At 45.7% G+C, this 16,759-nt stretch carries 15 protein-coding genes; all 15 read right to left on the bottom strand.

Annotated features, from left to right (window positions below; translation table 11 throughout):
• Positions 1–6: 6 nt before the first annotated feature.
• Entirely contained in the window at positions 7–1,155 is a 1,149-nt protein-coding gene (locus AC4E8A_RS04765) for a homogentisate 1,2-dioxygenase (protein WP_490197150.1), read from the bottom strand.
• Positions 1,155–2,075, bottom strand: a complete 921-nt coding sequence (locus AC4E8A_RS04760; RefSeq protein WP_490197149.1) for a fumarylacetoacetate hydrolase family protein — start codon at positions 2,073–2,075, stop codon at positions 1,155–1,157. Before AC4E8A_RS04760 ends, AC4E8A_RS04765 begins: the two co-directional genes overlap by 1 nt.
• A gap of 4 nt (positions 2,076–2,079) precedes the next feature.
• Positions 2,080–2,691: a flavin reductase family protein gene (locus AC4E8A_RS04755; RefSeq protein ID WP_490197148.1), complete on the bottom strand. Its 612-nt coding sequence runs from the start codon at positions 2,689–2,691 to the stop codon at positions 2,080–2,082.
• On the bottom strand, positions 2,681–3,802 hold the full coding sequence (hisC, locus tag AC4E8A_RS04750) for a histidinol-phosphate transaminase (protein ID WP_490197147.1): 1,122 nt from the start codon (positions 3,800–3,802) through the stop codon (positions 2,681–2,683). The genes AC4E8A_RS04755 and hisC overlap by 11 nt, the downstream gene beginning before the upstream one ends.
• Positions 3,803–4,267: 465 nt before the next feature.
• On the bottom strand, positions 4,268–5,404 hold the full coding sequence (gene hppD / locus AC4E8A_RS04745; protein WP_490197146.1) for a 4-hydroxyphenylpyruvate dioxygenase: 1,137 nt from the start codon (positions 5,402–5,404) through the stop codon (positions 4,268–4,270).
• Between the two features lie 98 nt (positions 5,405–5,502).
• A complete protein-coding gene (locus AC4E8A_RS04740; protein WP_490197145.1) occupies positions 5,503–6,939 on the bottom strand; it encodes a dihydrolipoyl dehydrogenase family protein in 1,437 nt (478 codons plus the stop codon).
• Positions 6,940–8,163: a dihydrolipoamide acetyltransferase family protein gene (locus AC4E8A_RS04735; RefSeq protein ID WP_490197144.1), complete on the bottom strand. Its 1,224-nt coding sequence runs from the start codon at positions 8,161–8,163 to the stop codon at positions 6,940–6,942.
• Positions 8,164–8,175: 12 nt separating this feature from the next.
• Entirely contained in the window at positions 8,176–9,171 is a 996-nt protein-coding gene (locus tag AC4E8A_RS04730) for an alpha-ketoacid dehydrogenase subunit beta (protein ID WP_490198770.1), read from the bottom strand.
• Positions 9,171–10,235, bottom strand: coding sequence for a pyruvate dehydrogenase (acetyl-transferring) E1 component subunit alpha (pdhA, locus tag AC4E8A_RS04725; RefSeq protein ID WP_490197143.1), 1,065 nt, complete (start codon positions 10,233–10,235; stop codon positions 9,171–9,173). Before pdhA ends, AC4E8A_RS04730 begins: the two co-directional genes overlap by 1 nt.
• A gap of 33 nt (positions 10,236–10,268) precedes the next feature.
• Positions 10,269–11,375, bottom strand: coding sequence for a Leu/Phe/Val dehydrogenase (locus tag AC4E8A_RS04720; protein WP_490197142.1), 1,107 nt, complete (start codon positions 11,373–11,375; stop codon positions 10,269–10,271).
• Between the two features lie 61 nt (positions 11,376–11,436).
• Entirely contained in the window at positions 11,437–11,832 is a 396-nt protein-coding gene (locus tag AC4E8A_RS04715; RefSeq protein ID WP_490197141.1) for a thioesterase family protein, read from the bottom strand.
• 632 nt (positions 11,833–12,464) lie between these two features.
• On the bottom strand, positions 12,465–13,259 hold the full coding sequence (locus AC4E8A_RS04710) for an ABC transporter ATP-binding protein (RefSeq protein WP_490197140.1): 795 nt from the start codon (positions 13,257–13,259) through the stop codon (positions 12,465–12,467).
• Positions 13,243–14,265, bottom strand: coding sequence for an ABC transporter permease (locus tag AC4E8A_RS04705; protein ID WP_490197139.1), 1,023 nt, complete (start codon positions 14,263–14,265; stop codon positions 13,243–13,245). The genes AC4E8A_RS04710 and AC4E8A_RS04705 overlap by 17 nt, the downstream gene beginning before the upstream one ends.
• Positions 14,266–14,470: 205 nt before the next feature.
• Positions 14,471–15,460 (bottom strand): ABC transporter substrate-binding protein, encoded by a 990-nt coding sequence (locus AC4E8A_RS04700; RefSeq protein WP_490197138.1) that lies wholly within the window; start codon positions 15,458–15,460, stop codon positions 14,471–14,473.
• Positions 15,461–15,780: 320 nt separating this feature from the next.
• Entirely contained in the window at positions 15,781–16,731 is a 951-nt protein-coding gene (locus AC4E8A_RS04695; RefSeq protein ID WP_490197137.1) for an NAD(P)H-dependent flavin oxidoreductase, read from the bottom strand.
• Between the last annotated feature and the right edge of the window lie 28 nt (positions 16,732–16,759).

Below are 16,759 nucleotides of genomic sequence, written 5' to 3'. Positions count from 1 at the left end.
TATCGGTTATTCCATCCACGTGTACATGTACTTTTCATCTTCAACGTCGTGCGCTTTCTTTACTACTTTCAGAGGCCGGAAAGTATCGATCATGACCGCCAGCTCCAAGGTTTCTTTCTTACCGATGCTTTTTTCCGTTGTACCAGGGTGAGGCCCATGAGGAATCCCGCTTGGGTGAAGGGTGATAGATCCTTCACTGATTCCCTTGCGGCTCATGAAGTTCCCTTCTACATAATAGAGGAGTTCATCACTGTTTACATTGCTGTGGTAGTACGGAGCCGGGATTGATTCAGGATGATAATCATACAGGCGCGGCACAAACGAACAAACAACAAAGTTATGACCCTCGAAAGTTTGATGGACCGGAGGCGGCTGATGGACACGTCCCGTAATCGGCTCAAAATCTTCAATATTGAAAACCCAAGGATAAAGATAGCCATCCCAGCCCACGACATCAAGCGGGTGATGATTCAACACATGTGAATTCAACAATCCCCTGGATTTGGTGATGACTTCGTATTCCCCTTTTTGGCTGTGCGTCTCGAGTTTTTCCGGCCCCCGGATATCACGTTCACAAAATGGGCTGTGCTCCAGCAGCTGTCCATACTCATTGCGGTACCGTCTTGGTGTGGTAATCTGGCTGAAGGACTCAATGAACAGGATTTTGGTGTCTTCTTCAGGGATGACTCGATAGACGGTGCCGATTGGGATGACGACATAATCTCCAGGACGGTACGTCAAGGTACCGAACATGGTTTCCACGATTCCTCTTCCACGGTGGATATAGAGCATTTCATCGCCATCACCATTACGATAGTAGTTTTCCATTTTTTCTGTAACAAAGACGGTGCCAATCAGCAAATCTTCATTACCCAGCAGATATTCTCTTCCGTTTAAGGCATCTCCTGACTTTGAAACATTATCTGTCAGCAGGTGCCTATGCTTCAGCTCCTGACTTTCCTCATACTCCGGGAGATAAGAACCGATCAGTTCAGCTTTTGCCACCTCTGTCGGCATATGATGATGATACAAAATGGATTGCGTACCCGAGAATCCTTTCGTCCCCATTACCTGTTCACGAAACAGGCTTCCGTCCTCTTTCTTGAACATCGTATGTCGTTTATGCGGGATTTTCCCCAGTGTGCGGTAATACATTAAACTCCTCCTTCCCTGATTTTATTTCTCAATAGTCCTAATCCGGTAATCTCCAATTCCACAACGTCTCCCGGCTCCAGCCAGCGGTGGACATCCGTTCCGAGCTCCAGGATACAGCCTGTGCCAACCGTTCCGGACCCAATGACTTCACCGGGATATAAGGTTACATCGGCGGATGCTCTCTCTATCATTTCAGAAAATGTATAATGGATACTTTTGAAGTTCCCTGAAGATAACTGCTGCCCATTGACTTTCGCAGTCATACGCAGATTGTAGCGGTTACCTTCACGGTAAGGCTCCAGTTCATCCTTCGTTACAATATAAGGTCCGATCGAGGTGGCAAAGTCCTTTCCTTTCGCTGGTCCCAATCCGACTTTCATTTCTTCCCGCTGAATATCCCGGGCGCTCCAATCATTCATAATACAGTAGCCGAATATGTACTCATCAGCCTTTTCTTTACTGATATTCCGTCCTTCCTTCCCAATGATACAGGCGATTTCCAATTCATAATCCAGCCACTTACAGTCTGCCGGCCGCTGGATGGAGTCGCCATCACCTTTTACTGCAAGGTGATTGGTAAAATAAAAAACCGGCATTTCATACCACTCTGGAACAACAGTCAACCCGCGATTGCTTCTGGCTGTTTTGACATGGTCTTCAAATGCATAAAAATCCCTGACACTCACCGGGCGTGGAATCGGTGCTTTAATGGATAAATCATTAACGGAATAGGTGCCTTCACCCCCAGTTTCCATCCCCTTTAACAACTTCATGTTATCGTCACTGTTTTCCAAAAAAGAAAGGATATTATCGGGCAGTGACCCTCCGCTTGCTTCATGCACATCCACTACTGTGTGTTCATCCTGCAGATAACCGAGCCTTCCTTTTCCTGCTTGGTCTTGATAAGTAATGAACTTCATAGAATCACCTTTTCCTGACCATTTCAAATGTATCTGCCATCGGTTTGGTGTACATCTGGCCGGCCATTCTTCCCACTGGTTTCAATTGTTCTGAATCGATTTTGCCATTGAAGTAGAGCTCATCAGCCACTCTTACATACTCGACTTTCCCTATGACAAGACTTCCGGAACCGGGACCTTCCCCAAAGTGAAGGACTTGATGGAGGGTGCATTCCAGCTTGACTTTACTTTCTTTTACAGCTGGAGGAGCCACCATGACAGAATCATGTTTGGTCAAACCGGTTTCCTCAAACTCATCGACACCTGCTTCAAATTCGATGGCCGTGTTATTCATCTGTTCCGTAAACTCTTCACTGACGACATTGATCACGAATTCCTTCGTTTCCTCAATATTATGGAGTGTATCCTTCTTGCTTCCGTCGGTTCCCCGTCTCATCGGCGAAAAACAGACGAGCATCGGGTCGGCGCTGATGGCCGTGAAAAAACTGAAAGGGGCGAGGTTTGCTTTTCCGTTATGATCTATAGTGGAGACGAATGCTATCGGACGGGGAACGATTGATCCCACCAGTAATTTATAGGCCTCCTTCCACTCAAGCGTATCCGGTTTAATCTCCATGAAATCCCTCCTTCACTTCTGCAATAACCTGTTTCAAGCCTTCGATGAATGTTTGGTTATCTTTTTCCGTACCGATTGTCACTCTCACCGTTGTCGGGTATCCAAGCAAGGTACCAGCACGGACGATAATTCCATGTTTTAACAGTCCTGCTGCGGCAATATCTCCACGAATTCCGCAATCCACCATGATGAAGTTGGATTGAGAAGGAAAATAGGATAATCCTATCTTTACAAATTGAGATTGAAGGTAGTTCCTGCCTTTTTCGTTCATGGCAGCACATTGCTTTATGAATTCCTGGTCTTCCATTGCGGCGATGGCTGCTCCCTGTGCCAGCCTGCTGACATTGAAAACATCCTTTACCTTTGTCAGCTGTGTTGCAATCTCTTCATTCATCACACCAAAACCGACACGGAGGCCAGCCAGTCCGTAAATTTTCGAAAATGTCCTCAGAACAATCAGATTATCAAACTGTTCGAGAAGCGGAATGCAATGTAAATAGTCGTCCGTCGTCACATATTCCACATAAGCCTCATCTACAATGACCAAAATGTGAGAAGGGACACTTTCCAAAAATGTAAGAAGCTCTTTTTTTCCATTAATCGTTCCCGTTGGATTATTAGGATTGCAGACGAATACCATTCTCGTCTTGTCTGTAATTTTATCGAGCATCCCTTTCAAGTCGTGGACCCCATCAATCAGTGGGACACTGACTGGCGACCCTCCTTCAAGGAATACGTTGGTTTGGTACCTTGGAAACGTAACATCTGCCATGACTGCTTCGTCGCCTTCATTGATATAAGCCCTGGTCAGCAGACGGATGACTTCGTCCGATCCATTTCCGAATACCAGCTGTTCCTGCCTGACCTTCAAAAATTCACTGGTTTTATTTTTCAATTCCTTGGCCATGCCGTCAGGATAGAGATATATATCAGCACCGCCTGTACGGAGATACGTTTTGACTCCCGGTGAACATCCATATATATTTTCATTTTCCGATAGTTTGCGGATTTCCGAGAGACCGAGTTCTGCTTTGATATCCTCTATGCTTTTTCCCAGGACATAGGGTGCTATTTCTTCGACTCGTTTTCTTGTTTTAAATTTCACGACCACCTTTGACCCCCGCTTTCTCTGTAACATCTTTATTGAAACGTGTCGGTTGATTTCCACTCCAGGTTGCATGCCTCCGCGGTACTGGCGTTGAGCCTCCTCCGCTGCGCCTGCGGGGTTCACCTGCCCAATGTGGGAGCTGCCGGTAAATGGCGGACCGTTGGGAAGGAGCCCAAAAGCCGCTAATTGCAGGCTGCTGAAACTCGGCTGGCCCCGCTAATCATGCAGGAGATCAATCGCGTACCTTCGTCTCCAATCAACCTAGTGCAAATGTCAAAAGCTAAATGTATGATGTATGGACTGCCAATCCTTAAAGAAATACCGTGTCATTACTAATGCTATATTTAATAAAAGGGCGTCCCTCAAGGCCCCACTCTTCTTCTGAAGGATTTCAGTGTGACTCCGCTCCTTGTTTGGGACGTCCCTTTATGGGGAGACACCTCTTCTAAAGGGCGTCTCAGACTATTTTTATAGGTTGCCGCGGCGTTCCTGTTCACGTTCGATAGATTCAAACAGTGCTTTGAAGTTACCGTCACCAAAGCCCCTAGCCCCTTTGCGCTGGATCACTTCAATGAAAAATGTAGGTCTGTCTACTACAGGTTTTGTAAAGATTTGCAGAAGGTAACCTTCATCATCTCTATCAACTAAAATCTTCAACTCTTTAATCCTGGAAATCTCTTCATCGATTTCGCCTACGCGTTCTGACAGCATGTCATAATAAGTGTCAGGCGTGTCAAGGAATTCGACACCATTTTCCTTCAGGATAGCAACCGTCTGCACGATATCTTCTGTCAGGATGGCGATATGCTGGACACCAGGTCCGTTAAAAAATTCAAGGTATTCCTCGATTTGTGATTTACGCTTGCCCTCCGCCGGTTCATTGATTGGAAATTTAACTCTTCCACCGTTGTGCATAACTTTGGACATCAGTGCTGAATACTCAGTGTTGATGTCATCATTTGTGAAGTGTCTCATTTCTTTGAAGCCCATTACTTTTTCATAATAGGAAACCCACTCTTCCATTCTTTCAACGTTGCCTACCACATGGTCAACGGCAATGATGCCGGCATCCTTAACGGGGATGTTCATTTCCATTGCTTCGAAACCAGGCATGAACACACCTTTGTAGTCTTTGCGTTCTACAAGTGTATGGATGGTATCGCCGTATGTACCGATGACCGCTTTTTTGATTGTTCCGTTATCATCGGACAATGTCATTGGAGGGCTTATTTCAATGGCACCGCGGGCAACAGCTTCACTGTAAGCCTTTTCAACATCATCAACAGCAAGGGCAATATCTTTGATTCCATCTCCATGCTTTTTGACAAAGACCGCTACACGTGTGCTTTCTTTAAGAGAGCCTGTAATCAAAAGACGGACTTTGTTTTGCTGTAACACATAAGACACGGTTTCACGATTTCCTGTTTCCAGTCCCGAATAAGCAACAATCTTGAATCCGAATGCCGTACAGAAATAGTGTGCTGCCTGTTTCGCGTTTCCTGTGTAATATTCCAGAAAGTCTACGTCTCTTACCGGAAAGAAATCTTCTACCTTTTGTCCTTGATTTACTTCAGCCATTTTACCTTGCATAATAACAACCTCCATTATATTTTATTTACTATTCTAAATATTATAATAGTTTCTGAGTAATCTTTTCTCAAGAGCGGGAGTTAAAGCAGAAACGCATCACCGCGGTAAAGCATTTAACCTTTCGAAACCTCTCGCTGCTTTTGCTTTACCGGCGGAAGATGCACCGCCTTGCCTTTTAATGATTCCATCGCTTCCTGGAGACTCTCGCTTGTATTCGGATGTGGATAATATGGATAAGAGAAATCTTCATCCCTCCCTGCCATTTCCATTCCTACTGCTGCTCCTGGGATCATTTCGACGGCACCGCTTCCCATGATGTGGATTCCCAGAATCAAATCACTTTCGTTGTCGGCGACCACTTTTATAACCCCTTCTCTTTCGCCAGCAAGCTGGGCGAATCCGTTGCCGCCCATTGGATAACTGCTTACGGACACTTCATGGTCCCGGGATGCTTCCTTTTCCGTCATTCCAATCGAAGCAATCGGCGGAATCGTTTGGGCGATGACAGGCAGGAGCGAATCGTCATATTCAGCCGAAACACCCGCAGCATTCTCTGCGGCCACCTTTCCTTGCCTGATCGCTTTGACAGCAAGAGGCAGACCGCTTGTCACGTCACCGATGGCATAAATGCCCTGAAGGGACGTCCTGCAGGATTCATCAATTTCAATGAATCCATCTTCCGTAAGGCTCATCTTTAAACGGTCTATTCCTAATTCGGCGATATTGGCCGTTGGGCGGGTTGTGATGAAAAAATAAGGAGTTTCGAGTGTGACAGAATCTCCGTCTTCCTTTACAAAGGTAACTGATACTCCCGCGCTTGATTCGGTTACTCCTTCAGGTTGGAAGCCGGCCATCAGCTTGACCTTCATTTTTTTCAACACCCTGGCCAGCTCTTTGTTGATCGATTCATCGAACGGAAGCTCCCCCTTCATGACAAGCGTCACTTTGGTCCCTAGTGCAGCAAAGCTGGAGGCAGCTTCAAGTTCAATGTAACTGCTTCCATAGATAATTAACTCCTGGGGCAGTTCACTCAGTTCATAGATGGAAAACTCATTCAACATCCTGCCGCTGTACCCGGAAAGGAATGGCGGAGCCTCTCTTTGCGCTCCGGTTGCAATGATGGCAGATTGGAAAGAATATACCGTAAATTGATGTCCGTTTTCCACACCGATTTTATTTTCGGCCAGAAATGAAGCTGTCCCTTTTACTACTTCGACTTTATTGGCCTTGCATAGCGAATCTACTCCTTTTTTCAATTGCGCAATCAACCCTGTTTTGTAATCCTGGAGTCTTGGTAGATTCACAGAAACAGAGTCTGTATCCAGGCCCATTTTCCGATAGTGATCCAGTTCTTTGTGCTTCTTTGCCAGCTGTGTAAAGACCTTTGACGGAATGCACCCCTTATTTAGGCAGACACCGCCAAGTTCTTCTTTTTCGATCAGCAGGACAGACAACCCAAGCTGAGCTGCTCTTATGGCAGCGTGATAACCTCCAGGGCCGCCTCCGATGATGACCAGCTCAGCTTCTTCTGCCAATTCACCCACTACCATTTACATCAACTCCACGATCATCAGATTTGGATTTTCGACCAGCTCGGCAAACCGGTTGGTAAAGGCAACTGCTGTTGCTCCGTCAGCCGCACGATGATCGAATGACATGGAAATATTCATCATCGACCGGATGACAATTTCATCATGTTCATTAACCATCGGTCTTTTCTTGGTTTTGTGGAAGGAAACCAGTGCCGCTTCCGGGTAATTGATGATCGGTGTTGCCCCGATCGAACCGCCCATCGGTCCTACATTGGAAATTGTGAAAGTGCCGCCTGTCACCTCCCTTGAGGAAAGCTTGTTTTCTCTCGCTTTTAAGGTGTACTCCTTCATTTCAGAATGGATAGCCTTTAAGGATTTTTTCTCAACATTTTTTACAACAGGGACTATCAGCCCTTCTTCGGTATCGGTTGCGATCCCTATGTGGTGTTCCTTAATAAACGTGATTTGTTCCTTTTCTTCATCCACCCTGCTGTTGAAAACCGGAAACTCTTTCAGGGCAATGGAAAGGGCTTTCACAAAGAAAGCAGATGCGGAAATATTCGTATCCACTCGTTTCAGTTGAGACCTCAATTCCACCAAGTTCGTAACATCGATCTCCTCAAAATGAGTGCAGTGAGGAATCGTCATAAGCGAAGATTTCATCTTCATCCCGATTTGTCTGCGTCTGCCCCTGAAAGGGATGCTTTCTTGAATGGCTGCAGTCTCCGCTTGCTCTTCTGGTGCAGATACTTTTGTTACTTTCTCAGCTGTTTGAGGATGGATTGTATTTCCGCCGGCTATGAATCTTGTAACATCTTCATCTGTTATCCTGCCTGCTGCACCTGTTCCTTCTACCTCTGTAATATCGATGCCGTTCTCCCTGGCGATTTTTCTTGTATACGGAGAGGCAAGGATTCTTTTTCGATTCCGTGTAACATCAGGTGCAGTTGACTTGGAGAGCGCGGCTGAAACTGGTTCTGCCTTTTCTACCCTTTCTGCAGATTTCTTTCCTGCAGCCTCCATAAGCAGCACAACGGTTCCCACTTCAATCGTGGTCCCTTCTGACACCAGAATCTCCTTGACTGTCCCTTCAGAAGGAGAAGGGATTTCAGCTGTCATTTTGTCCGTCTGTACTTCGACTAATGGCTGGTCCGCTTTTACGGAGTCACCGGCTTTAACGAAGAAATGGCTGACATGCGCTTCTGTCATTCCTTCACCGATATCATGCAGTTTAACTTCCAACCTCTTCACCTCCTAAAAGTCCGCTGCCTTTTCAACTGCCTTCAAAACTCTTTCTGCAGTAGGCAGATAGTAATCTTCAAAACCAAAATATGGTACAGGCGTATCAAATCCGGTTACCCTCTCAACTGGTGCTTTCTGATACAGGAAGGATGTATCGTTGATGATGGCCAGGACATCATTTCCGACCCCTCCCGTCGCATGGGCCTCATGGACAATCACGGTTCTTCCTGTTTTTTGTACCGATTCCGCAATGATATCTTTATCAATCGGATAAAGTGTCCGAAGGTCGATCACTTCGCAGCTGATTCCCTTTTCTTCCGCTGCTTTTGCCGCCTGCGATGCCACTGGGATCATTGCCCCCCAAGCAATGATCGTGACATCTTCTCCCTCCTTGACAATCTTTCCCTTGCCAAGTTCAATGGAATATTTTTCTTCCGGTACATCCTGTTTTGCTGCCCGGTAAATCCGCATAGGCTCGAGGAAAAGGACGGGATCCGGATCTTCAATCGCTGCAATCAGCAATCCTTTTGCATCGTACGCATTGGAAGGGCAGACCACCTTAAGTCCCGGCATATGGGTGAATATGGCTTCGGTACTGTCGGAATGGATTTCCGGAGCGCGGACTCCCGCTCCGTATGGGGCACGGACGACAAGCGGACATGTAAAGTGTCCCATGGTCCTTGCCCGCAAGCGGGATGCATGGGTCATCAGCTGCTCGTAGGCAGGGTAGATGAAGCCGAGGAACTGAATTTCTGCTATCGGTATGAAGCCATTCGCTGCCATGCCGATGGCGGCACCGATAAAACCTGCTTCACTTAAGGGTGTATCCATTACCCTGTCCTCTCCAAACTCCTCCTGCAAACCATCCGTAGCCCGGAAAACCCCTCCGTTGGTACCAATGTCTTCTCCCAGAAGCAGGACATTCTCTTTTTCTTTAAGCATGACTCTCATGGCATCCGTGATGGCACCAACCATTGTCAGCTTATTCGTTTTCACAGCCGTTTTCATCATTCTTCACCCCTTAACTGCTGAAGCAGCAGGTTTTTCTGTTCAGAAATTGTCCAGGTCGGCTTTTCAAATACATAATCAAAAATCACTTCGGGATCTGCTTCAGGATAGACCTCTAAATCCTCTACTGCCTGGTCCACTTCTGCTGTATATTCTTTTTTCACAGAATCCGCCCACTCCTGATCCCACCAGCCTTGCTTCTCCATGAATCGCTGAAGGCGGGCAATCGGGTCGCCAAGCTTTCTGCGTTCATCACTTTCAGACTGATTTCTGTATTTTGTCGGATCGTCAGCTGTCGTATGGGCACCGTATCTCCACGTCACTGCTTCAATCAATGTTGGGCCCTCTCCATTCCTGGCCCTTTCCAACGCTTTCAGGGTTTCAAAGTAAACAGCGAATATGTCATTTCCGTCTATGCGGACTCCCGGTATGTCATAAGCAAGTGCCTTTTGCGCAATCGTTTTGGTTTTCATCTGTTTTTTGACGGGTACAGAGATAGCAAAACCATTATTTTGATTAAAAAAGACAACAGGGGCATTAAGGACACTTGCGACATTCAAGCCTTCATGAAAGTCCCCTTCCGATGTTGCTCCATCACCAAAGTAAACAATGGCAGCATTCAGGGTCCCTTTTCGCATTTCTGCGTATGCGGCCCCTGCTGCATGCGGGAGCTGTGTAGCAATCGGGATGCCCGGCGGAAAAATCTTTTTGCCTTCAGGCGGAACGCAGCCTTCGTTTCTGCCTTTCCAAAACAACAGGATGTTCTTAAGTGAATGGCCGAACGTCATCGCTGCACCATGGTCCCTGTAAGATGGGAACATCCAGTCATCAGTCTGCAGGGCAACGGAGCTGCCGACTTGTGAAGCTTCCTGACCTTCGAACGGGGCATAAGTTCCGATTCTTCCCTGCCTCTGTAAACTGATCGACTTTTTATCAAATGTCCTGATCCTGATCATGTGACGATAAAATTCCTTTGCCAGCGATTCGGTGATGCCAGTGTCTTGTTTGCCAAGAAGATTGCCGTCATTATCTATTATCCTGTAAATCGGAAACTGTTCTTCCATTTCTTCACCTCTATCTCTAAACTGGAATGATGGTTATGTCCGAACTGACCACTTCGGCCGTTTCATATGGGAGAAAAAGCTGTTCCGTCGGGACCGTGTTTGAATAAGGTTTTCACAGTAACGATTCGCAGCCTCTTCTGATGTAATTCCTTCTTTTTCTGCCTGAGCATAGATCCTTTGCAAGGAATTATAAATCGTCCGTGTCTTTTGCAGGACCCGTTCCTTATTGGGCTCATACAATTCATCTGCCACCTGGATAAGGCCGCCTGCGTTGACAATGTAATCAGGCGCATATAGGATTCCTCGTTCATGCAGCCTTTTTCCATGTCTTGTGTCCAGCAGCTGGTTGTTTGCTGACCCTACGACTGCCTTGACTTTAAGCTGCTCGACTGTGTCGTCATTGATGATGCCTCCGATGGCACAAGGAACAAAGACATCTGCTTCGACCGAATAAATTTCTTCGCCGGACACCACTTTGATGGCCACGCCTTTCTCGTTTGCCCTTGAAACAAGGTCGTCTATCGCATGTTGATTAATATCTGTAATATACAATTCCGCTCCCTCATCCATCAGGCGTTCAGCCACTTTCACGCCAACTTTTCCAAGCCCCTGGATGGCATAGCTCCTTGCTCCCAGATTTTCTTCTCCCCATACTGTTTTATTGGTGATCTGCAGCCCGTAAATGACACCCATTGCCGTTGGAACGGATGAATCCCCGCTTCCGCCATATTCCTCATCTACACCAACTATGCAGTTTGTCTCTTTCAATGCATAGATAAAATCCTCCGGTGTGGTTCCCATGTCCGTTCCTGTATAGAATCTCCCATTCAATGATTCTACGAATTGACCGAAAGCGCGGAACAGCTCAGGATTCTTATCTTTTTGCGGATCACCGATGATGACCGCTTTCCCTCCGCCAAAATCAACATCGGCTGCAGCACACTTATAAGTCATCCCCTTTGACAGCCTCAAGACATCTTCCAATGCTTCATCTACAGACTTATACGGCCGCATCCTGCAGCCTCCTAATGCAGGGCCAAGCGTTGTATTATGTATGGCTATGATTGCCTTTAAACCGGTTTCCTCATCATTGCAGAAAACCACTTGTTCATGCTCACGAATTTTTTCAAACATATCCATGAAATCATCTCCTCATACTTAGTTGAAACCGCTTACAAATTCTGATAAATTTTGACAGGGTTCATTCTTCTCCCTTTTTTCCCATCCTATTGATTTTCTCTTTTGGTAGGATCACTTGCTTAACTTCACCTATTCCAATCAGTCTGTTTTCATTTCTTGCCTCGACTTTTGTCATTACAACATTTGACCGCAGTTCGGTTAGCGTTGCGGTTATGGTAACAATCGTGCCTTCACCACTGGGAGCGATGTGCTTCATCGACACGGCTCCTCCCATCCCCTCTTCTCCTTCTTCCAAAAAGGGCAGGATGATCTTCCTTGAAGCCCATTCCATATGATAGACCATTGAAACTGTCGAGTAGACCGGGTGGACAACTTGCCCTTCGAATTGGGCAAACATATCAGGTGTAACAGTGGCAGTCACAGATGCTGTCTGCCCCACCATCATGCCAGACTTCAAATTGCCCCCTCCTTTTCAAAACCTTTTAAAAAGGCTCTTTTCGTAAACTTTGTTGCTATCAATAGGAATATCAAATACTATTTTGGTCATTCACCTTATAACCTCTGCAAAACAGGAAATAAAAGAGCTGCTCTCCCTGTTCAGAGGGGAAATCCATGGAATACAGGTGAAAAATCCGGCTCTTGGCATTTTTCCGAAAGCAACAATTAATGCGAAAACAGCCTTTAAAAAACAAAAAACATATAACGTTAATTCAACGATATAATAACATTTTGTATTATGAATAGTCAATAAATTGTAAAAATTTAAAACATTAATAATCTTTTTTCTGAAACATACACTAGTAGGTTGATGGTAGTGTTGCTTAAATTAACAAACTCGGGAACACTAGATTGCAGGTTTTGAATATATCAGTGGCAGTTTATGAGATAATACTAAGGAATAGACTGTTGAGTTTGCATTATTGATTTCTATTGGCACTCTATGACGCGGCCGATTCCCATATTGGCTGCCTTCGAAGTACTTCGCAGTACCCATTGGCCCCAATGAACAATATAGCCAAGACCCTCACCAGCTCTAAAAATTAAAAATCACCATAATAAAAAAGGATGGGGTCTCCATCCTTTTTCCATTCAAGCAAGTATCGCTTTGTCGCTTGCCATCTGGGTTCCTCTGATACGTTGAAACTCTTTTAACAAGCCCTCGACGGTCAAATCTTTTTTCTGTTCTTCGTTCACTTCCAGAATGATCTCGCCCTTATCCATCATGATCAGCTTGTTGCCAAGATCAATCGCCTGCTGCATGTTATGGGTGACCATCAGTGTCGTCAAATTATATTTATCAACGATTTCCTTAGTCAGGTTGGTAATCAGTTCTGCCCGTGATGGATCCAATGCAGCTGTATGTTCATCCAGCAGGAGGATCGACGGTTCTGTGAATGTAGCCATCAGGAGGGAAAGTGCCTGTCGTTCTCCGCCGGACAGCAGCCCCACTTTCGCATTCAGGCGGTCTTCCAAGTTGAGGTGCAGCGATTCCAGTACTTGTTTAAAGTACTCTCTGCGTTTTTTGGTCACACCGCTTTTCAGTGTCCTTTTCTTGTTTCGTGCATAAGCCATAGCCAGGTTTTCCTCAATGGTCATAGTCGGGGCAGTACCTGCCATCGGATCCTGAAACACCCTGCCGATCAGCCTGGAACGTTTGAATTCCGATACCCTGGTGACATCATTGTCATCAATGATGACTTCTCCTGTATCAGGTGTGAGCACTCCGGAAATCATGTTCATCAAAGTCGACTTTCCCGCCCCGTTACTTCCGATAACCGTTACAAAATCACCGGGATTCATTATCAGGCTTACATCGCCTAGGGCCACTTTTTCATCGGGTGTGCCTTCATTGAAGATCTTATGAATTCTATTTAATTGTAACACTGCTATCATCCTTCCCCTTTGGAGTAAGCGCAAGCTCCTGGAGTCGCTGGGCTTGTTTGGCAGCCTTACGTTTCTTCTCTTTATACCGGTCCATGACCTTTGGCATAACTAACGCAAGGATGACGATGGTAGCTGTAATCAATTTCATGTCACCTGTTTCGAGGAATTCCACCCTAAGGGCCATACTGACAACAATACGGTAGATAATGGCACCGCCGATGACAGCAAGTGTCGTCCGGACAATTGTCTTTGTGCCAAACAAAGCTTCTCCGATAATAACCGATGCCAAACCGATGATGATCATTCCAATGCCCATGCCGACATCTGCAAATCCACTATACTGAGCAATCAACGCTCCAGAAAGTGCAACCATCGCATTCGAAATTCCCAATCCCAATATAATCAGTGTGTTGGTATTGGCAGAAAGGCTCCTGATCATCCTCTGGTTATCGCCAGTTGCTCTAAGTGCTAATCCTATCTCCGTTTTCAGGAATCGGTCTGTCAGGAACTTAATCAGGAATGTTACGATAACCATGAAGAAAAGGATTCCCCATGTACTCGGGATGAAACCGCCTAAACCAATAGCAGTGAACATATTTTCAATTGCAGAATCAACCCCAAGCTTCGCCCAGAAACCTTCTACATGTGTGAAAGCAGTTTCCTGGTTCAAGAGCGGCACGTTCGATTTCCCCATGATCCTCAGGTTAATCGAGTAAAGGGCAATCATCATCAATATCCCGGATAAAAGCGCATTGATTTTTCCAAAGGTATGAAGAATTCCTGTAATACAGCCTGCGGCAAACCCGGCAAACACAGATACGAGGGTTGCTGTAAATGGGTTCACTCCGCTGACAACAAGGGTGGCAGCAACTGCCGCCCCCGTTACAAAGCTTCCATCCACAGTCAAGTCTGGAAAGTCCAGTATCCGGAAAGAAAGATATACTCCAAGTGCCATGATGGCGTAAATGATTCCCGATTCAACGGAACCAAAAATTGCGGTAAACATGTTGTATCACCCTTCCCTATTCTAAGGCCCTTTTCTTAAGCTTTGTGTCTAAAAAGAATGTTTAAAGACATCACCCTGATTACCTGGAAAGGTCTTGGTAAGGGAGCAAGAAAAGAGCTACTCCCCCTTTTCAAAGAGAGTCTTTTTATCCCGGGAAAAATCCGGCTTTTGTGTTTTTCAAAAATAACAATTTATAAAAGACAGCCTATTCTAGAAAATCTACCAGATCAGCCCACTCATCCTTTATCTCCAACCCTTGCTCCTCTGCTGCAGCCTTGTTGAAAGTCAAGACAGCGTTTTCAGGAGTTTCAATATCGATTTCCGATGGCTTCTTTTCCCCATCCAGAATCTTTACAGCCATCAAGCCTGTTTGGTACCCAAGGTCCTCATAGTTGAATCCGCTTGCTGCGACCCCGCCGCGCTTAAGGGAATCCAATTCACCCACGAAAAGTGGAATATCTTTGTCGTTAGCTACAGATATAACAGATTCAAGAGCCGATACTACAGTGTTGTCCTTAGGGATATAGATGGCATCCACACGCCCGACAAGTGACTCGGCTGCCTGTTTGACTTCAGCAGAAGAAGAGATGGACACCTCTACCACTTCAGCCCCTTTTTCTTTCGCAATTTCATTTACTTGCTTCACCTGCACTTCTGAGTTCTGCTCACCGGAATTGTAAATGACCCCGATGGTCTTAGCTCCTGCTTCATCAACCATGAAGCCGACTGTCTGAGGAATGGCATCAGGGTTCGTATCTGTAGTACCAGTTATGTTTTCGCCTGGCTTATCAAATGCTTCCACCAATCCGGCTCCTACAGGATCAGTTACGGAAGTGAACACGATAGGGATTTCCTTTGTTTCATTCAGAACATGCAATGCACTCGGAGTCGAGTTCGCAAAGATCAAGTCCACTTTGTCACCTACCAGCTTTTTGGCGATACTCTGGGAGTTACTTTGATCATTTTGTGCATTCTGAACATCAAACTCCACATTGTCCCCTTCTTTGTATCCGTTTTCAGCAAGTGCCTTTTTGAAACCTTCATAAGCTGCATCCAATGATGGGTGTTCAACAATCTGGGTTACTCCGATGGTGTACGTTTTATCCCCCGATGCTGCATCCTTTTCACTTGAACACCCGGCAAGCATCAATGACCCTGCTAAAACAGAACTTAATAACAGCAAACTCTTTCTCAACTGAAATCCCCCTTTGTTCTATCCACTAATATTTATATACAGGAGCATGTACCCCTCTATATCAAAAAAATTTTGCAAAAGACGAATTGTTGATCATAAGGTTCGCTCACTTGAATGGCCCGACTTCCTTGCTTCAGCGCTTTAGTGTGATGAAAAATAACCTCCGCGTAATTACAACGTTATAGTATCACCGAAGCTGTGGGAAAGTCAACAATATTCGGAAAATTTAAAAATCAGTATTATTATATAATGTTTCCTTAGTTAATTCTACGTCTTTTTTCTTGATATAATTAAAAAAGACGAGCTCAACGGCCCGCCTTCTAATCTGTTATTTTTGCTGCCGCAGCCAAACAGTCCTTTGCTTCTGCCAACATTCTCTCAAATAACTCTTTAACAGAAGGTACATCTGCAATCAGGCTGCTTACCTGGCCTCCGTTGATGAAGCCTTCCTCAAGTTTACCCTCAAGTGCGCCAATTTTGTGATGGTCCTCCGAAGTGATCTTCGCAAAATCTTCAGGAGCCATCCCTTCCCGTTCATGTGTTAAGAGTTTCTCTGCATAAGCCGTTTTCATGATTCTGCGGACTCGTCCCACAGATCTGCCGACTATTACAGTCCCTTTATCATCCGCTTCCAATAAAGTGTTCTTATAGTTAACGTGAAAAGGAGCTTCTTTCGTCGCAATCAGCCTGGTGCCCATCTGCACACCAGAAGCACCAAGGGCAAGCATTGCCGCGAGGCCTCCTCCGCTGCCAATTCCTCCTGCGGCAACAACTGGAACAGTAACGGCCTGAAGAACTTGCGGTATTAAAGTCAGAGTCGTCATCTCAAGGCTGGAATTAATCCCAGCCGCTTCATACCCTTCCGCAACGATGATATCCGCTCCTGCTTTTTCTGCTTTTACAGCCTGCTTTGCTGAAGCGACAACACAAATGACTTTGATTCCTTTTTCTTTAAACAGAGGAACCAGCCCAGCCGGATTGCCTGCAGATAGAGAAACAGCTTCCAATTCATGCTTTAATACAAGTCCCGCCATTTCTTTTAAATGAGCTGTTACCGAAATGGGAATATTAAGGGCAATCGGTTTTTTGGTCAGCGCTTTCGTTTCCAAAATAATTCCTTCAACCTCTTCAGCAGACATTGTCCCAGCTCCGATAGTGCCAAGGCCGCCCGCTTCCGAGACAGCTGAGGAAAGCAGCGCATTGCTTATATTCCCCATCCCTCCTTGCAAGATGGGATACTTAATGCCGAGGATGGCGGTTAGGCTGCTCATTGTACTTTGCCACCTTTCAATCTAAGGC

The sequence above is a fragment of the Bacillus sp. SRL337 genome (assembly GCF_984799155.1).
This window is presented reverse-complemented; position numbering and strand designations above follow the sequence as displayed.

Bases quoted from the DNA above. Each gene is read 5' to 3' on its own strand.
- AC4E8A_RS04765 (WP_490197150.1), bottom strand. From the start codon at position 1,155: ATGTATTACCGCACACTGGGGAAAATCCCGCATAAACGACATACGATG.
- AC4E8A_RS04760 (WP_490197149.1), bottom strand. From the start codon at position 2,075: ATGAAGTTCATTACTTATCAAGACCAAGCAGGAAAAGGAAGGCTCGGT.
- AC4E8A_RS04755 (WP_490197148.1), bottom strand. From the start codon at position 2,691: ATGGAGATTAAACCGGATACGCTTGAGTGGAAGGAGGCCTATAAATTA.
- hppD (WP_490197146.1), bottom strand. From the start codon at position 5,404: ATGGAGGTTGTTATTATGCAAGGTAAAATGGCTGAAGTAAATCAAGGA.
- AC4E8A_RS04740 (WP_490197145.1), bottom strand. From the start codon at position 6,939: ATGGTAGTGGGTGAATTGGCAGAAGAAGCTGAGCTGGTCATCATCGGA.
- AC4E8A_RS04730 (WP_490198770.1), bottom strand. From the start codon at position 9,171: ATGAAAACGGCTGTGAAAACGAATAAGCTGACAATGGTTGGTGCCATC.
- pdhA (WP_490197143.1), bottom strand. From the start codon at position 10,235: ATGGAAGAACAGTTTCCGATTTACAGGATAATAGATAATGACGGCAAT.
- AC4E8A_RS04720 (WP_490197142.1), bottom strand. From the start codon at position 11,375: ATGGATATGTTTGAAAAAATTCGTGAGCATGAACAAGTGGTTTTCTGC.
- AC4E8A_RS04705 (WP_490197139.1), bottom strand. From the start codon at position 14,265: ATGTTTACCGCAATTTTTGGTTCCGTTGAATCGGGAATCATTTACGCC.
- AC4E8A_RS04695 (WP_490197137.1), bottom strand. From the start codon at position 16,731: ATGAGCAGCCTAACCGCCATCCTCGGCATTAAGTATCCCATCTTGCAA.